At 65.1% G+C, this 15,088-nt stretch carries 14 protein-coding genes; 6 read left to right on the top strand and 8 right to left on the bottom strand.

Going from position 1 to position 15,088, the window contains the following annotated elements; translation table 11 throughout:
- Genes ACTPOI_RS15760 through ACTPOI_RS15750 form a run of 3 tightly spaced genes read left to right on the top strand, consistent with a single transcriptional unit; the run spans position 1 to position 2,091 of the window.
- The gene (locus ACTPOI_RS15760) at positions 1–816 is read left to right on the top strand and encodes an ABC transporter permease (protein ID WP_440110450.1); all 816 of its coding nucleotides are present in this window, start codon (positions 1–3) and stop codon (positions 814–816) included.
- Entirely contained in the window at positions 813–1,397 is a 585-nt protein-coding gene (locus ACTPOI_RS15755) for a nitrous oxide reductase accessory protein NosL (RefSeq protein ID WP_440110448.1), read from the top strand. Before ACTPOI_RS15760 ends, ACTPOI_RS15755 begins: the two co-directional genes overlap by 4 nt.
- Before the next feature lie 7 nt (positions 1,398–1,404).
- Positions 1,405–2,091 (top strand): nitrous oxide reductase accessory protein NosL, encoded by a 687-nt coding sequence (locus tag ACTPOI_RS15750; protein ID WP_440110446.1) that lies wholly within the window; start codon positions 1,405–1,407, stop codon positions 2,089–2,091.
- A gap of 77 nt (positions 2,092–2,168) precedes the next feature.
- On the opposite strand, the gene ACTPOI_RS15745 is transcribed toward ACTPOI_RS15750, so the two are convergent.
- Both ACTPOI_RS15745 and ypfJ read right to left on the bottom strand, forming a co-directional pair.
- A complete protein-coding gene (locus tag ACTPOI_RS15745; protein ID WP_440110444.1) occupies positions 2,169–3,665 on the bottom strand; it encodes a DEAD/DEAH box helicase in 1,497 nt (498 codons plus the stop codon).
- Between the two features lie 205 nt (positions 3,666–3,870).
- Entirely contained in the window at positions 3,871–4,758 is an 888-nt protein-coding gene (ypfJ, locus tag ACTPOI_RS15740) for a KPN_02809 family neutral zinc metallopeptidase (RefSeq protein ID WP_440110442.1), read from the bottom strand.
- Between the two features lie 196 nt (positions 4,759–4,954).
- On the opposite strand from ypfJ, the gene pcp reads away from it, so the two are divergent.
- Together pcp and ACTPOI_RS15730 are read left to right on the top strand one after the other, a co-directional pair.
- Complete coding sequence (pcp, locus tag ACTPOI_RS15735) at positions 4,955–5,584, top strand: pyroglutamyl-peptidase I (protein WP_440112640.1); 630 nt, start codon at positions 4,955–4,957, stop codon at positions 5,582–5,584.
- 66 nt (positions 5,585–5,650) lie between these two features.
- Positions 5,651–6,619 (top strand): delta(1)-pyrroline-2-carboxylate reductase family protein, encoded by a 969-nt coding sequence (locus ACTPOI_RS15730; protein WP_440110440.1) that lies wholly within the window; start codon positions 5,651–5,653, stop codon positions 6,617–6,619.
- 78 nt (positions 6,620–6,697) lie between these two features.
- Here ACTPOI_RS15730 and dcd read toward each other — a convergent pair whose 3' ends face one another.
- From dcd to ACTPOI_RS15710, 4 genes are all read right to left on the bottom strand, one after another.
- The gene (gene dcd, locus ACTPOI_RS15725; RefSeq protein WP_055401412.1) at positions 6,698–7,270 is read right to left on the bottom strand and encodes a dCTP deaminase; all 573 of its coding nucleotides are present in this window, start codon (positions 7,268–7,270) and stop codon (positions 6,698–6,700) included.
- A gap of 95 nt (positions 7,271–7,365) precedes the next feature.
- Positions 7,366–9,411: a PKD domain-containing protein gene (locus tag ACTPOI_RS15720; protein WP_440110438.1), complete on the bottom strand. Its 2,046-nt coding sequence runs from the start codon at positions 9,409–9,411 to the stop codon at positions 7,366–7,368.
- A 156-nt stretch (positions 9,412–9,567) separates the two neighbouring features.
- Positions 9,568–10,869 (bottom strand): guanine deaminase, encoded by a 1,302-nt coding sequence (gene guaD / locus ACTPOI_RS15715; RefSeq protein WP_440110436.1) that lies wholly within the window; start codon positions 10,867–10,869, stop codon positions 9,568–9,570.
- 82 nt (positions 10,870–10,951) lie between these two features.
- Entirely contained in the window at positions 10,952–12,055 is a 1,104-nt protein-coding gene (locus ACTPOI_RS15710; protein WP_440110434.1) for a BMP family ABC transporter substrate-binding protein, read from the bottom strand.
- 140 nt (positions 12,056–12,195) lie between these two features.
- Here ACTPOI_RS15710 and ACTPOI_RS15705 point away from each other — a divergent pair, with 140 nt between their 5' ends.
- Positions 12,196–12,651, top strand: a complete 456-nt coding sequence (locus ACTPOI_RS15705) for an HIT family protein (protein ID WP_440110432.1) — start codon at positions 12,196–12,198, stop codon at positions 12,649–12,651.
- Here ACTPOI_RS15705 and ACTPOI_RS15700 read toward each other — a convergent pair.
- A complete protein-coding gene (locus ACTPOI_RS15700) occupies positions 12,645–13,697 on the bottom strand; it encodes an adenosine deaminase (RefSeq protein ID WP_440110430.1) in 1,053 nt (350 codons plus the stop codon). The two genes, ACTPOI_RS15705 and ACTPOI_RS15700, sit on opposite strands and share 7 nt — an antisense overlap.
- A 171-nt stretch (positions 13,698–13,868) precedes the next feature.
- Entirely contained in the window at positions 13,869–15,035 is a 1,167-nt protein-coding gene (locus tag ACTPOI_RS15695) for a BMP family ABC transporter substrate-binding protein (RefSeq protein ID WP_300460559.1), read from the bottom strand.
- Between the last annotated feature and the right edge of the window lie 53 nt (positions 15,036–15,088).

The following is a 15,088-nucleotide window of genomic DNA, read 5'->3' as shown; positions in this document are numbered from 1 at the left end:
ATGGAAATCTCCCAAATCCTCACCATCGCGGGCAAGGAGTTCCGCGACCGCATGCGCAACCGCTGGGTGCTGGCCGTAGCACTGGTGTTCACCGTGTTCTCGCTGGCCATCGCCTACTTTGGCGGCGCACAGCAGGGCACCGTGGGTTTTCGCTCCATCGAATTCACCATTGCCAGCCTTGTCAGCCTGGTCATCTACCTCATCCCGCTGATCGCACTGCTGCTGGGCTTTGACGCCATCGTGGGCGAGCGCGAGCGCGGCTCGCTCGACCTGCTGCTGTCGCTGCCCATCACCCGGCTGGAGCTGCTGCTGGGCAAGTACCTGGGGCTGGCGGCTGCGCTCACGCTGTCCACGCTGGCGGGGTTTGCGCTGGTAGCGGTGCTGCTGGCGCGGCAGTTCAACTGGGGCGCGATATTCCATTTCGGCGGGTTCATGGTGAGCTCGGTGCTGCTGGGCCTGGCCTTTTTGAGTATGGCCGTGCTGCTGTCGGTGCTCACGCACGAGCGCACCCGCGCCTCGGGGCTGGCCATTGCCGCGTGGTTCTTCTTCGTGCTGGTGTTCGACCTGCTGCTGCTGGGCGCACTGGTGGCCACGGGTGGCAGCGTGGGCGGCGAGGCCATGGCCTACCTGCTGCTGCTCAACCCGGCCGACGTTTTCCGCATCCTCAACGTGTTCTCGCTCGACGACGTGCGCACCCTGTACGGCCTGACCAGCATCGTGCCCCCTGCCCTGGCCAAGCCATGGCTGATGGGCGCGGTGATGCTGGGCTGGATCGTGGTGCCCCTGGGCCTGGCGAGCTGGAGATTCAAACCATGACCACTTCCTATCAAAGCCGGTGCGCCTGCACCACACGCCGCCAGCTGCTGGGCTGGGGCGCACTTGCCACACTGGGCGCCCTCACCGGTGCGGCGGGCCTGGGCAGCCTCACCGGCTGCACACAGGCCGACAGCAGTGCGCAGGCCCTCCAGCCCGCGGACATCGAGCGCAGCACCAGCTGCGAGCTCGACGGCATGCTGCTGGCCGACTACCCCGGCCCCAAGGCGCAGGTGCGCTATGTGGGGCAGGACAAGCCTTCGTTCTTTTGCGACACCGTGGAGCTGTTTGCCGTGCTGCTCACGGCCGAACAGGTGCGCGCCGTGCAAGCCGTGTACGTGCAGGACATGGGCCAGGCCGACTGGAACGTGCCCCGCGGCCACTGGATCGACGCCAAGAACGCGCTATATGTGGTGGGCGGCAAGCGCCACGGCTCAATGGGCCCCACGATTGGCAGCTTTGCTCAGGAAGCCGATGCGCAGAAATTTGCAGGCGAGTACGGCGGCAAGGTGCTCCGGTTTGCCGAGATCACGCCCGCCATGGTGGACCTGAGCGGCGGCGCCCTGAACGACACGCGCATGTAGGTCCGCTGTGCAGCCTGCCCAGCCCTCGCCACCCCGCAGCCACCGCACTGGCAGCACCACCACGCGGCGTGCCGCGCTGGCTGCCCTGCTGGCCGCCACGGGGGGCCTGATGGCGTGGCGCTGGCCCGATCTGCAAACGGCGGCAGGCAGTGCAGCCCTGGCCGCAGAGGGTGCGTTACCCGCGCCTGACGAGGATATCTGCGTAGTGGCACCGCCCACCCCGTTCAACCCGACATCCGGCCAGCCGCTGCACGCGGCACGGGAGGTGCCACCCGATGCGCGCTGCCCCGTGTGCGGCATATTCCCGGCGCGCTCGCGCGCCTGGGCCGCGCAGGTGATCTTTGCCGATGGCGATGCGTATTTTTTCGACTCGCCCCTGAGCCTGAGGCTGTACCTGCTGGATGTACCCCGCTACACGCGTGGGCGCAGCGCCAGCGACACGGTTGCCCGCTACGTGACCGACACCGATTCCGGCCTGTGGCTCGATGCCGCGCTGGCGGCGTATGTTCTGGGATCGTCGGCGCGGGGGCCGATGCGGGCCGGCAACCTGCCGGCATTTGCCAGCGAGGCAGCCGCGCGGCGATTTGCACAGCAGCGCGGCGGGCGCGTGGTGGAGTTTGGCGACCTGGATGCGGCCCTGTTGCGGTCGATGGTGCCGGACCGCACGGCCGGCCATCAACAACACCAGGTGTGATGCCAACAGCAGTTTGCTATTATTTAAATAGCAATACAACCAATCAAAACGGGCGCTACAGCCCGGTTTGACCTAAATTACTGCGTGGAAGCCTCGGGCTGGGTTGCCTTGAACAGTGCGGCCACCTTGCGCTTGGGCTTGATGTTGGCCGACACGCTGCTGCGCGGAGCCGACTTGGTTGCCTCCCAGGCGGGCGCTGCATCCGGCGCCACGCTGGCCTCGTAGGGTTTTTCAAAGAACGGGTCGCGCGAGGCCACGGCCGGGCGAAAGCCACGGTGCTGCTCGCGCGGCTCGCGGGCCTCGCGGCCACCGCGGAGGTCGCGCTCGCGCTCGCGGCGGGGGGCCGAAGGGATGGCGTCGCGGCCATCGCCGGTCTCGCCCGCTTCACGCCAGGCGCGGCGGCCGTCGTTAATGCGACCCTTGGGCTGGTCTTCCTCGTATTCGATGGCTTCGAGGTCGATCTTCTTCTTGATCAGCTTCTCGATGTCGGCCACCAGCCGGGCGTCGCTGCCCGACACCAGCGTGACCGCCAGGCCCGACGCGCCCGCCCGGCCCGTGCGGCCGATGCGGTGCACGTAGTCTTCGGCGTTGAACGGCACGTCGAAGTTGAACACCGCCGGCACGTCCTTGATATCAAGGCCGCGGGCCGCCACATCGGTACACACCAGCAGGTCGACTTCGCCGCTCTTAAAGGCTTCCAGCGCCTTCAGGCGCTCGTCCTGGCTCTTGTCACCGTGCAGCGCGGTCGTCTTGAGGCCCTCGCGCTCCAGGCTGCGTGCCAGGCGCGCGCAACCGAGCTTGCTGTTCACAAAGATGAACGCCTGCTTGATGCCACGGGTCTTGAGCACCTGGTGGATAGCGCGGCGCTTGTCGTCGTCATTGGCGCTGTAAAAGCGCTGCTCCACCGTCGAGGCCGTCTCGTTCGGGCGGGCCACTTCGATGGTGATGGGGTTTTGCAGGTAGCTGCTGGCCAGGCGCTTGATCTCGGGCGAGAAGGTGGCGCTGAACAGTAGCGTGGTGCGCTGCTTGGGCAGGTAAGAGAGGATGCGCTGCAGGTCGGGCAAAAAGCCGATGTCCAGCATGCGGTCGGCCTCGTCCAGCACCACGTACTCGACCTGGTTGAGCACCGCGTTCTTGGCCTCGATGTGGTCCAGCAGGCGGCCCGGCGTGGCCACCAATACCTCGACGCCTTTTTTCAGCTCGATGGTCTGCGGCTTCATGTCCATGCCGCCAAACACGACGGTGCTGCGCAGCTTGGTGTACTTGGCGTACAGCGCGATCTGCTGGGCCACCTGGTCGGCCAGTTCCCGCGTGGGCAGCAGCACCAGCGCACGCACGGGGTGGCGGGCGGGCGATGTGGAACTGCTCTCGTGCTTGAGCAGGCGCTGCAGCAGGGGCAGCGAGAATGCCGCCGTCTTGCCCGTGCCGGTCTGGGCTGCGCCCATCACGTCTTGCCCCGTGAGCACCACCGGAATGGCCTGCTCCTGGATGGGTGTCATGGACTCGTAGCCCATTTCGGCTACGGCGCGCGCCAGCGGTTCAGCCAGCGATAAATTGGAGAAGGAACTTGTCATTTAGCCCGCTATTGTCGCACCGGCAGGCAAAAACACCATGTTTTGCGGATTTCGGTGGCCGGAGGCGCGGACCAGCGCGCATCGAGGGCACGTTTTGGCCGTCTTCCAGGCATCGAGATGTACAGGACCGGCACGCCCGTCGCGCTGGCCTGCATGAGCGCGCAGCGGGCGGCCACCCCCGCTGCAGTAGCGGCCACCAACCGCTTCAGACCGAGCGCGCCGAGAACGTGTCGCAGCCCTTGACGCTGCCGTTTTGCAGGCCGTTGTGAAACCACCGCTGCCGCTGGGCGCTGGTGCCGTGGGTAAAGCTTTCGGGCACCACCGCACCGCCGTTGGCGCGCTGCAGGGCATCGTCACCAATGCGTGCGGCCGCGTTCATGGCCTCTTCCACATCCCCCTGCTCCAGAATCTGCCGCGCACGCTGCGCGTGGTGTGCCCACACGCCTGCAAAGCAGTCGGCCTGCAGCTCCAGCCGCACCGAAAGCGCGTTGTATTCCGCCTTGCTGACGCGCCCGCGCATCTGGTCGACCTTGCCCGAAATGCCCAGCTGGTTCTGCACATGGTGGCCTACCTCATGGGCAATCACGTAGGCCTGCGCAAAGTCGCCCGGGGCGCCCAGCCGGTTCTTCAGCGTTTCATAAAAACCCAGGTCGATATAGACCTTCTGGTCCGCCGGGCAGTAAAACGGGCCCATGGCCGCCTGGCCGGTGCCGCAGGCCGTGCGCGTGGCGCCGCGAAACAGCACCAGCTGCGGTTCCTGGTAGCGCGCACCGCCCTGCTGGAAGACGCCCTGCCACACGTCTTCGGTATCGGCCAGCACGGTCGACACGAAGCGCGCCATGGTGTCGTCGGCGGGTGGCCGCTGCGCCGGGCCGGGGGCATGTGCTGCCGGAGGCGCCCCACCGCCGCTCAGCAGGCCCAGGATGGTCAGCGGGTTGATGCCGAAGATCCAGCCACCCACCAGCGCGATCACGATGGTGCCGATGCCGATGCTGCGCCCGCCAAAAATCGGCGATCCACCGCCACCGCCGCCGTAGCCCTCGCCACGGCGGTCCTCCACGTTGTCGGATTCGCGATTGCCTTCCCATTTCATGATCACATCTCCCTGCCGGCGAATGCGCGGCTTGCGCGCATGGTAAGCCCGGCCGATGCCCGTTGGCATTGCACACGCGCCCTCGTTTGCAGCTTGGTGGCGTGTCGTACCTTTTAAAACCAGGCCCTCCGCTGATGGAGCGGTTACGCTCGGTTTCCATTCAGGCTCTCTGATACATCCGCAAGGAGCACCCTTGATTTTGCTTACCGGCTTTGATCCGTTCGGCGGCGACACGGACAACCCCAGCTGGCGGGTGGCCCAGGCGCTCGCCGGCCAGCGCATCGCGGGGCATGTGGTGACGGCTGCGCAGCTGCCTACCGTGTTCGACGCATCGCTGACCGAGCTGGCGCGCCTTGTGCACCTGCACCAGCCCGCCATCGTGCTGTGCCTGGGCCAGGCCGGCGGACGGATGGCACTTTCCGTAGAACGCATCGGCATCAACATCGACGATGCCCGCATCCCCGACAACGCGGGCGCGCAGCCGGTCGATACCGCAGTGATTGCGGCCGGGCCCGCGGCGTACTTCAGCAGCCTTCCACTCAAGGCCATGCTGCGTGCCGTGCAACGCACCGGTGTGCCGTGCGAGGTGTCGCAGACAGCCGGCACCTTTGTGTGCAACCACGTGCTCTACGGGCTGCTGCACCTGCTGGCGCAGCACCCTTCTCTGGCGCACACACGGGGCGGCTTTCTGCATGTGCCGTGGTTGCCTGCCCAGGGCACGCCGCACCTTGCGCTGCGCGACATGGTGCGGGGTGTCCACGAGGCGCTTTGGGCCGCGATGCTGACCGGTCACGACATCCGGCTTGCAGCCGGCGCGACGCACTAAACGCGGCCGGGGGCCTTGCATGCGGCCGGGCTCGGCGGTCACGCAGGCGCTGTGTACATTGAGCGCATGACCGACGCAATCTTTTCCGCCGCCATCTCCGCCTCCACTGCGCTCGATGCCACCGCTACTGCGGCCCGGCTGCCGTGGCTGCCGCTGGCCACCGAAATCGAAGCCCTGCTAAGCGATGACAGCGTGGCTGTACCGGTGCGCACCGTGGTGCGGCTGCCGGGCGGCGCAGCGCTGTTTGTGATGCCTGCGGCCGACAACGCGGTGGCCATCACCAAGCTCATCACCCTCACGCCCGCCAATGCGGGCACGGGGCGCCCGACCATCCAGGGCGATGTGGTGGTGTTCGATGTAGCCACCGGCGAGCGCCGGCTGGTGCTCGATGGCCCCACCGTCACGGCGCGACGCACGGCTGCCGTATCGCTGCTGGCGGCCCTGCGGCTGGCGCCCTGCACCACCGGGCCGCTGCTGGTGGTAGGCGCGGGCGTGCAGGGGCTCGCGCATGTCGATGCGTTTGTGCACGGCCTGGGCGTGAAAGAGGTGTGGATCAGCTCGCGCAGCGCCACCAGCGCCGAGGCCCTGGCCCGGCACGCACGCAGCCTGGGTGCCCGTGCCCGCGTGACCGACGACCCAGACGCCGCGCTGGCGCACTGCCCGTTGGTCGTTACCTGCACACCCGCCCATGCAGTGGTCCTGCACGCCACGCCGCGGGACGATGCCTTTGTGGCGGCTGTGGGCGCCTATACGTCGGCCATGGCAGAGCTGTCACCCGCGCTGTGCCGGCACTTCGCGGCCCAGGGACGCATCGTGGTGGATACGAGCGATGCGGCCCATGAGGCGGGCGATCTGCTGCAGGCCGGGCTGGATGTGGCGGTGCTGCCCACGCTGCGCGACGTGGTGCGCGGTGCCGATGCACCCCGCCGCGGACCGATGCTGTTCAAAAGCTGCGGATGGGGAGGCTGGGATTTGGCCGCAGCGCGGCTCGCGCTTGCGGGCGATGTCGGGGCTGGAGAGCGCACAGCAGGCTGAATTTGCGGCGAAAGGCCGCTTCGCATGGAATGCGTTGCGCAGGCCGCAGGCGCCGGCCTCGGTGAGTCAGGCCCCGGATCAGGCCTTGGGCAGCGTCACGCCGACCTGCCCCTGGTACTTGCCGCCGCGGTCGCGGTAGCTCACCTCGCACACGTCGTCCTTGTCGCTTTCAAAGAACAGTACCTGTGCGCAGCCTTCGCCAGCGTAGATGCGCGCGGGCAGCGGCGTGGTGTTGGAAAACTCCAGCGTCACGTAGCCTTCCCACTCGGGCTCGAAAGGGGTCACGTTCACGATGATGCCGCAGCGGGCATACGTGCTCTTCCCCAGGCAGATGGTCAGCACATTGCGCGGAATGCGGAAGTACTCCATCGTGCGGGCCAGCGCAAAGCTGTTGGGCGGGATGATGCAGCTGTCACCCTCAAAATCCACAAAGCTCTTCTCGTCGAAATTCTTGGGGTCCACCACTGTGCTGTGGATGTTGGTGAACACCTTGAATTCGGGCGCGCAGCGGATGTCGTAACCGTAGCTGCTGGTGCCGTAGCTGATGATCTTGCGGCCCTCGACCTCGCGCACCTGGCCGGGCTCGAACGGTTCGATCATGCCGTGCTCGGCTGCCATGCGGCGGATCCATTTGTCGCTCTTGATGCTCATAGTTCACTCCTACTGCCATTGTAGGCAGGCAGGCATGGCGGGCAGCCGCGCGAAGGAATCTGCGCAACAGCCAGCCCACCCCGCAGAGCTCGAACTCAGCGCGTGATCGAATCCGAAGTTTCGGTATTCGTACCCGGAGCGTACGAATAACCGTCGAGGGTGGCACCGATCACTGTGAAGATGTAGGTTCCCTGTTGCTTGGTGTTCGGCGACGTGAATCGCGCTACTCCACTGGCGTCGGTAATGGCACTTACACCCCCCTTGTTGACAATGCCGCTCCACGCGCCAACCACGGACGCACCCATGACAGGTGCACCGCTGGCGTTCACCAGCTTCACTGCAGCAGTGGCCTGTCCATTGTTGCCCCCCTTTGCCGCCAATCCCATCGAGATGTCAGCTACCCGCATGGACAAAACCGCCACGGGAGATTGCGCAGTCACCGTGACCTGGCTCAGGCCGGTCAGACCGGCGTTGTCAGTCACCTTGAGTTGCACTGTGTAGGTGCCAGCGGTAGCGAAAACACGGCTCACCGTGGCGCCCGTGCCAGTGGTACCGTCCCCAAAATTCCAATCCCACGCCACGACCGTCCCGTCAGCGTCACTAGACCCAGAACCGGAAAAATTCACCGTAAGCGGAACAACGCCGGTCAACGCGCTGTTCGTGATGCGCGCGACAGGAGGCTGGTTTCCAGACGGGGAATATGTAGCGGTCAGCAGATACTGGCCAACGCTGCCATAGCTGGTATATCCATCAACCAGCGCGTCTCCCTTGCCCGTGCCCTTGACCGACGCGTAATACGTGCCAGTGGCAGGCAAGGTGACCGTGATCGAGGCGGTGAGCAGGTCGACCGGGTTCGCGGACGTGATGACGGCGCCTGAACCATTGTGCAGAGTGAGCACAGCATCCAGGTTGGCCGAGCGGGCCGCAGGATTGAGCGTCAGGCTGGCGCTACCCGCGCTGGCATTAAAGCTGAAGTAGTCCACATCACTTGCGCGCTCGATCACGCCCGACGCTGATGCCGTGACCTGGCCAAGACCGTTGGGGGCACCGACCAGCGCCGTGGCCGAGGCAGGAGTTTCGCCATGGTCGTCTGCACGCAACGGCAGTCCGTTCGTCTGCATGACGGCAAAGTCATCCTGAGCGTTGTTCGCGCCGGAATACTCGCCCTTGCTGAACTGGACAAGTGGTCTGCTGTACCCCACACCCATGATTGGGGCCCAGCCGGTGACGCCACTGCCCTGCCCCTGGTAGTAGCCTGTGGAGGAAGTGCCGTCGTGAGACAGGCCCATGTTGTGGCCGGCCTCGTGCGAGATCGCTTCGGCCACAGCCTTTTCGGAGCCTGAGGCCAGTTGGTTGTAGAACACGAGCGCGGGTTTGTAATAGTCGCTGGTGTCATCGAAGATACCAAGGTAAGCCACACCCCCACACGAACAGCTGTATACCCCATTGCTGTTAGTGATCAGTACGGTGGTACCGTACACATCGTCGGTGGTGCCACTGCGGGTAATCTTGTCAGGGCTGGGCGGCTCTGTGGTCACGTTCACATCGAACGGCGCGTAATCCTCGGCAACCCGCTGCCAGATGTATTGGATGCGCTGCAGTTCTGTGTTGGAAAAAGTGGACGGTACTCCGTCCAGATCGAAAGGCTGCGCGTTGATGCTGCCACCGCTGCTGTTCCACGCAGTGTTCAGAAGCGTCGCGCCCCTGAAATTCAGGTAGATGGTCCGCTTCGACCCGGGTCGGCTGTGCATCAGAAACGTCTGCTCTAACGGGAGTAACGTACCTTCGAGCAGACTGCCGTCCGCACCGGAAGGTGATGCAGACACCGGCTCATCGTGCTCGTCCACATAGAACACACGACCACGTCGGTCAAGCTTCATGCGCCTGTCTTGTTGCAGCATGCTCCTGAATTCGTCTGGTGACTTCCCATACCAGGCCGCCACTTCGGGTAGGCGTGATCCCAGCAAGTCGATAGCCCGTTGGCCACCTGCCACCTCCGGCAGCGACACCGAAGGAAATGGCCCTTTCTCCACGTGCGGAACGTTGGGTTTCGAAGGGCCCGCCCCCTGTGCGATGGTTCCGGTAAATGCGACGACTAATGCCAATATGGCAAGTCCGATCTGCTGGACATACTTGTTCATGACTCCCCCTCCAGACGGTGTTGTTCGGCAAACAGCGTCGATTCAACGCCGTTCGCAGCTTTGCTTGTTACCCCAGCGCGGAGTATTTACAAAAACCTACAACAACGGAAAGAAGTTACAACTTTTTGCTTGGTGCGGTTGTTTGTTGCCAAGCTTTCAGCGCATTGCGTTGCGAGGTGAAGGGTTTGCAATGTGGGTGCTTTGGATGACCCGGTCGTCGCCGATCACGATCAGCGCAAACAACAGCTCCGCCAGATTCCGCGCCTGCTGGGTCTTGCGGGCCAGCAGGGGCGTGGCCGCGGGGTTGAGCACCACAAAATCGGCCTCGCAACCGGGTTGCAGATTGCCCACCACGCCGCCCAACCCCAGCGCCTTGGCAGCCCCCGCGGTGTGCTGCCACCACAGTTGCTCGGGTGAGAGGCTCAGCCCCTGTTTGGTCTGCCCCTCGCGCCCCACGTAGTAGGCGGCCAGCATGGTGTGAAACGGGCTAAAGCTGGTGCCGCCGCCCACGTCGCTGGCCAGGCCGTAGCCAAAACCCACCCGGTCGGCGCCCGCGTAGTCAAAGAAGCCGCTGCCCAGAAACAGGTTGCTTGTGGGGCTGACGGCCGCCACCGAAGCGGTGTCCCGCATCAGGGCGCGGTCGTCATCATCAAAGTGGATGCAGTGGGCGTACACCGCCCGCTCGCGCATCAGCCCGAAGTCGTCGTACACGGCCAGGTAGCTGCGCGATGCCGGAAACAGCTCGCGCGCCCAGCGGATCTCGTCGAGGTTCTCGGCCACGTGGGACTGGATCCACACATCCGAGTAGCGCGCCGCCAGCTCGCCAGCGCCGCGCAGCTGCTCGTGCGTGCTGGTAGGCGCAAAGCGCGGCGTGATCGCGTAGCCCAGGCGGTCCACGCCGTGCCAGCGGCGGATGAGGGCTTCGGTATCGATCAGGCTCTGCTCGGTTTCGTCGCGCACGCCGTCGGGCGAATGCCTGTCCTGCAGCACCTTGCCGGTGATCAAGCGCATGCCGCGGCGCTGCGCCTGCGCCATCAGTGCATCCACGGATGCAGGATGCGACGTGGCAAACGTGAGCGCGGTGGTCACGCCGTTGCGCAGCAGTTCGTCAATGAAGAACTCGGCTACCTGCTCGCCATAGGCCGGGTCGGCGAACCGCGTCTCGTGCGGAAAGGTGTAGTTTTCCAGCCAGGGCAGCAAGCCATCCGCGGGCGAGCCGATCACATCGGTCTGCGGAAAGTGGATGTGCATGTCGACAAAACCGGGCGCAATGATGCGGCCCGGCAGGTGCGTGACCGGGTGACCGGCATAGTGCGACGACAGGGCCTGCCAAGGGCCTGCGGCCACCACGCGCTCGCGGCCCGCCGCATCGGGGGCCACGGCCAGCAGGCCATCCTGGTCGTAGAGGGCGGTGCCATCGTCGGCAAAACGCAGAAGGGCAGAACGGTAGACGCGCATGGTGACAAGCTTAGCGGCCCTCATGCGTGAGGGCATACGGCGAGGGAGATAGAGGCTATGGACCGGCAGCGCGGCGCAATCGTCAGCGTGTGACCTTGCCCTGCACGCCTTCCACCAGCCAGTTCATCTGCAGGATCTGCGTATCAGAGAGCGCTTGCCCGGCGGCCATCACCTCGCGGCCTTCGTTGTCGCGCACCGGGGCTTTGCCGGCACGAAACGGCTGCAGGCGCCCCTCACCCACCGCCCTTTGCGCGGCCAGCACTTCCTTTTGCACAGCGGCAGGCACGCGGGTGCCGAAGTCGCCCACGCGGATCATTCCCTCGCGCACGCCGCCCCACACGCTGGCGGTTTTCCAGGTGCCCTGCTGCACGGCGCGCACGCGCTGCGTGTAGTAGTCGCCCCACTGGTGCGTCACGGCCACGATCTGCGCATCGGGCCCGGTTCGGCGCATGTCCGAGTGGTAGGCCACTGCCATCTTGCCGCGCTCCTGCGCCGCAGCCATCACCGCGGTGGAGCCCGTGTGGAAGGCGATCACGTCCACGTTCTGGTTGAAGAGCGCCATGGCGGCATCACGCTCTTTGGGCGGATCAAACCACACATCCAGCCACACCACCTTGACCACCGCCTGCGGGTTGACCGAGCGCATGCCCAGCGTGAAGGCGTTGATGCCCTGCAGCACCTCCGGAATGGGAAAGCCCGCCACGTAACCGGCCACACCCGTCTTGGTCATGCGCCCGGCCGCAATGCCGGCCAGGTAGCGGCCTTCGTAATACCGGGCATTGGCCGCCGACACGTTGGGCGCCGTCTTGTAGCCGGTGATGGACTCGAACTTCACATGGGGGAAGTCCTGCGCCACCTTGAGCGTGGGCTCCATGTAGCCAAAGCTGGGCGTGAAGATGATCTGGTGGCCGGTGGCGGCCAGGTCGCGGATCACGCGCTCGGCATCGGCACCTTCGGCCACGTTCTCGACAAACGTGGTCTTCACCTGACTGCCCAGCGCCGCCTCGACAGCCTTGCGGCCCTCGTCATGCTGGCGCGTCCAGCCGGCTTCGGTGATGGGCGAGACATAGACAAAACCGGCCTTCACCGGCTCTGCGGGAGCGCCGACTTTACCGGGCGCCGTTTGCGAAAACACGGGGGAGAAAAAACAGGCGGCCGCGAGCGCGGCAGCGAGGTTTTTGTACATGGTGGTCCTCTACATGGTCCCGATGACAGAAAAAGCAAAAGGCTGCCGGGACAGCAGCCTTTACAAGCCGGATTTTAGTGCAGGCGGCTGCCGGCCCCGGCTACCATGGATGTTTGCCATGCCACAGGAGCGCGCAATCCATGCCCATGTTTGTTGACACATCGCCCCCGGGGCACTGCATCTTCTGCCGCCTGGTTGCAGGCGAAATCCCGGCCGCCCGGGTGTACGAGGACGCGCTCACGCTGGCTTTCATGGACATGGGCCAGGTTAACCCCGGCCACGTGCTGGTGGCTACCAAACGGCATGCGGCCACGCTGCTCGATATCACCCCCGCAGAAGCGGCTGCCGTGATGCAGACCGCGCAGCGGGTGGCACGCGCGGTGCAGGCGGTGTTCGACCCTCCGGGTCTCACCCTGCTGCAGGCCAATGGCCGCGAAGGGGATCAGACGGTCTTCCACTTCCACATGCATGTGGTGCCGCGCCACGCACAAGACGGCATTGCGCTTACCTGGCCGCGCAAGGAGCCCGGCGCCCCGGTGCTGCAAGAATACGCGCGCCGGCTCAGTGCCGAGTTGGCGCGGGGGAATGCTCAGTAGTCGTGCTCCACGCAGTTCTCGAAGGTTTCCTTGAGCTTGTGCTCCCACACCCGCTTTTGCGCATTGGTGGCAAAGCTGGCCTCGAAGCTGTTGAACGCCAGCTGGTAGGCGTGCCGTGCCGTGAGGCCGGTGGCGGCAAACACCTGCGTGAAGTTTTCGTTGATGTAGCCGCCAAAGTACGCCGGGTCGTCTGAATTCACCGTGGCCGCAAGGCCTGCATCCAGCAGCTTGCCCAGGTTGTGGTCGGCCAGGTTGGGGAACACGCACAGCTTCTGGTTGGACAGCGGGCACACCGTGAGCGCAATGCGCTCCTGGGCCAGGCGCTGCATCAGCGCGACGTCGTGCACAGCCTGCACACCGTGGTCGATGCGCTCGACCTTGAGCACATCGAGTGCGCTCCAGATGTAGGCGGGCGGGCCCTCTTCTCCCGCATGGGCCACCAAGCGCAGGCCCAGCTCGCGGCAGCGGGCGAACACGCGGGCAAACTTTTCGGGCGGGTGGCCGACTTCGCTCGAATCCAGCCCCACGCCCACGATGCGGCCCAGGTGCGGCATCGCCTGCTCCAGCGTCTCGAAGGCCGACTCCTCGCTCAGGTGGCGCAAGAAGCACAGGATGAGCGTGGCACTGATGCCAAGGTCTGCCTCGGCCTCCACGCAGGCGCGGTGCAGGCCGTTGATGACGGTCTCCATCGCCACGCCGCGGGCGGTGTGGGTCTGCGGGTCAAAAAAGATCTCGGCGTGCAGCACGTTGTCGGCTGCCGCACGCACCAGGTAGGCGCGTGCCATGTCGTAAAAGTCTTGCTCGTGCAGCAGCACGCTGGCACCTGCGTAGTAGATGTCCAGAAAGCTCTGCAGGTTGGTGAATGCGTAGGCGCGCCGCAGCTCCTCCACGCTGGCATAGGGCAGCTGCACGGCGTTGCGCTGCGCCAGGGCAAAGATCAGCTCAGGCTCCAGCGAGCCCTCGATATGGATGTGCAGCTCGGCCTTGGGCATGCTGCGCAGCAGGCCCGGCAGGCGCTCGGCAGAAATGGTCGGGATCTTGAACATGGCGGTCTCCTGGGATGACGTTGCCCCGCGTTGTCAGCAAGGCAGATACGGGCTGTGGATAGATGATGCCTCGTTGGCGCGGCTGCGCAACCATGGTGCCGGCGGTTTGCTTCGCAAGGCATGAAAAAAGCCGCCCGGAGGCGGCTTTTTTGCAGTCAGCAACGAAGCGGATTACTTCTTCTCGCCGCCGGGGATCTTGCCTTCCACGCCCTTGACGTAGAAGTTCACACCGCCCAGGAACTTGTCATCGGCCACAGCGTCCTTCGCCAGGATTTCCTTGCCGTCCTGACCCACGATCGGGCCCTTCCAGATCACGAACGTACCGTCGGCCAGGCCCTTCTTGATGCCTTCGACCTTGGTCTTGATGTCGGCAGGCACATCTTCGGCGATGGAGACGATGTCAATCGCGCCTTCCTTCACGCCCCACCAGCTCTGGCCCGAAGCCCAGTTGCCGTCCAGCACGTCCTTGGTGGCCTTGATGTAGTAAGGGCCCCAGTTGATGATGGCCGAGGCCAGGTGGGCCTTGGGACCGTAGGCGGTCATGTCGGAATCCCAGCCGAAGGCGCGCTTGCCCTTTTCCTGGGCAGTCTTGAGCACGGCCGGCGAATCGGTGTTCTGGAACAGCACGTCGGCACCGCCGTTGATCAGGCTGGTGGCGGCTTCGGTTTCCTTGGGTGGGCTGAACCATTCGTTCACCCAGACCACCTTGGTCTTGATCTTGGGGTTGACGGACTGCGCGCCCATGGTGAAGCTGTTGATGTTGCGGATCACTTCAGGGATCGGCACCGAGCCCACCACGCCCAGCGTGTTCGACTTGGTCATGGCACCGGCAATCACGCCCGCCATGTAAGCACCTTCGTAGGTGCGGCTGTCGTAGGTGCGCAGGTTCTCGGCCGTCTTGTAGCCGGTGGCGTGCTCGAACTTGATGCCCTTGTTGTCCTCGGCCACCTTGAGCATCGACTCCATGTAGCCGAAGGTGGTGCCAAAGATCAGCTTGTTGCCCTGGCCGGCCAGGTCGCGCAGCACGCGCTCGGCGTCAGCCGACTCGGGCACGCTTTCCACAAAGCTCGTGACGACCTTGTCGCCGAATTCCTTTTCGATCGCCTTGCGACCGTTGTCATGCGCAAACGTCCAGCCACCGTCCCCCACCGGACCCACGTAGGCAAAAGCGATCTTCAGTGGCTCGGGCTTGGGAGCCGGGGCTTCGGCCGCAGGAGCGGGCGCTGGCGCGGGAGCCGGTGCGGGCTCTTCCTTCTTGCCGCAACCCACGAGTGCGGCAGCAGCCACAGCGGAGAGCGCAGCCACCTTGAGCAGGGAGCGTTTCTGCAGATCAGTCATGTCGGTTTCCTTAGTGAACAAAGAGGTAACAAGTGCAAAAGCGGGAACGGAAC

Source organism: Acidovorax sp. BL-A-41-H1, from assembly GCF_051942715.1.
The sequence above is the reverse complement of the archived record's forward strand: the minus strand, read 5'-3'. Positions and strand labels throughout refer to the sequence as shown.

Excerpts from the sequence above, each read along its gene's own strand:
- ACTPOI_RS15760 (WP_440110450.1), top strand. The coding sequence starts at position 1 with ATGGAAATCTCCCAAATCCTCACCATCGCGGGCAAGGAGTTCCGCGAC.
- ACTPOI_RS15755 (WP_440110448.1), top strand. The coding sequence starts at position 813 with ATGACCACTTCCTATCAAAGCCGGTGCGCCTGCACCACACGCCGCCAG.
- ACTPOI_RS15745 (WP_440110444.1), bottom strand. The coding sequence starts at position 3,665 with ATGACAAGTTCCTTCTCCAATTTATCGCTGGCTGAACCGCTGGCGCGC.
- ypfJ (WP_440110442.1), bottom strand. The coding sequence starts at position 4,758 with ATGAAATGGGAAGGCAATCGCGAATCCGACAACGTGGAGGACCGCCGT.
- ACTPOI_RS15730 (WP_440110440.1), top strand. The coding sequence starts at position 5,651 with ATGACCGACGCAATCTTTTCCGCCGCCATCTCCGCCTCCACTGCGCTC.
- dcd (WP_055401412.1), bottom strand. The coding sequence starts at position 7,270 with ATGAGCATCAAGAGCGACAAATGGATCCGCCGCATGGCAGCCGAGCAC.
- ACTPOI_RS15720 (WP_440110438.1), bottom strand. The coding sequence starts at position 9,411 with ATGAACAAGTATGTCCAGCAGATCGGACTTGCCATATTGGCATTAGTC.
- guaD (WP_440110436.1), bottom strand. The coding sequence starts at position 10,869 with ATGCGCGTCTACCGTTCTGCCCTTCTGCGTTTTGCCGACGATGGCACC.
- ACTPOI_RS15710 (WP_440110434.1), bottom strand. The coding sequence starts at position 12,055 with ATGTACAAAAACCTCGCTGCCGCGCTCGCGGCCGCCTGTTTTTTCTCC.
- ACTPOI_RS15705 (WP_440110432.1), top strand. The coding sequence starts at position 12,196 with ATGCCCATGTTTGTTGACACATCGCCCCCGGGGCACTGCATCTTCTGC.
- ACTPOI_RS15700 (WP_440110430.1), bottom strand. The coding sequence starts at position 13,697 with ATGTTCAAGATCCCGACCATTTCTGCCGAGCGCCTGCCGGGCCTGCTG.
- ACTPOI_RS15695 (WP_300460559.1), bottom strand. The coding sequence starts at position 15,035 with ATGACTGATCTGCAGAAACGCTCCCTGCTCAAGGTGGCTGCGCTCTCC.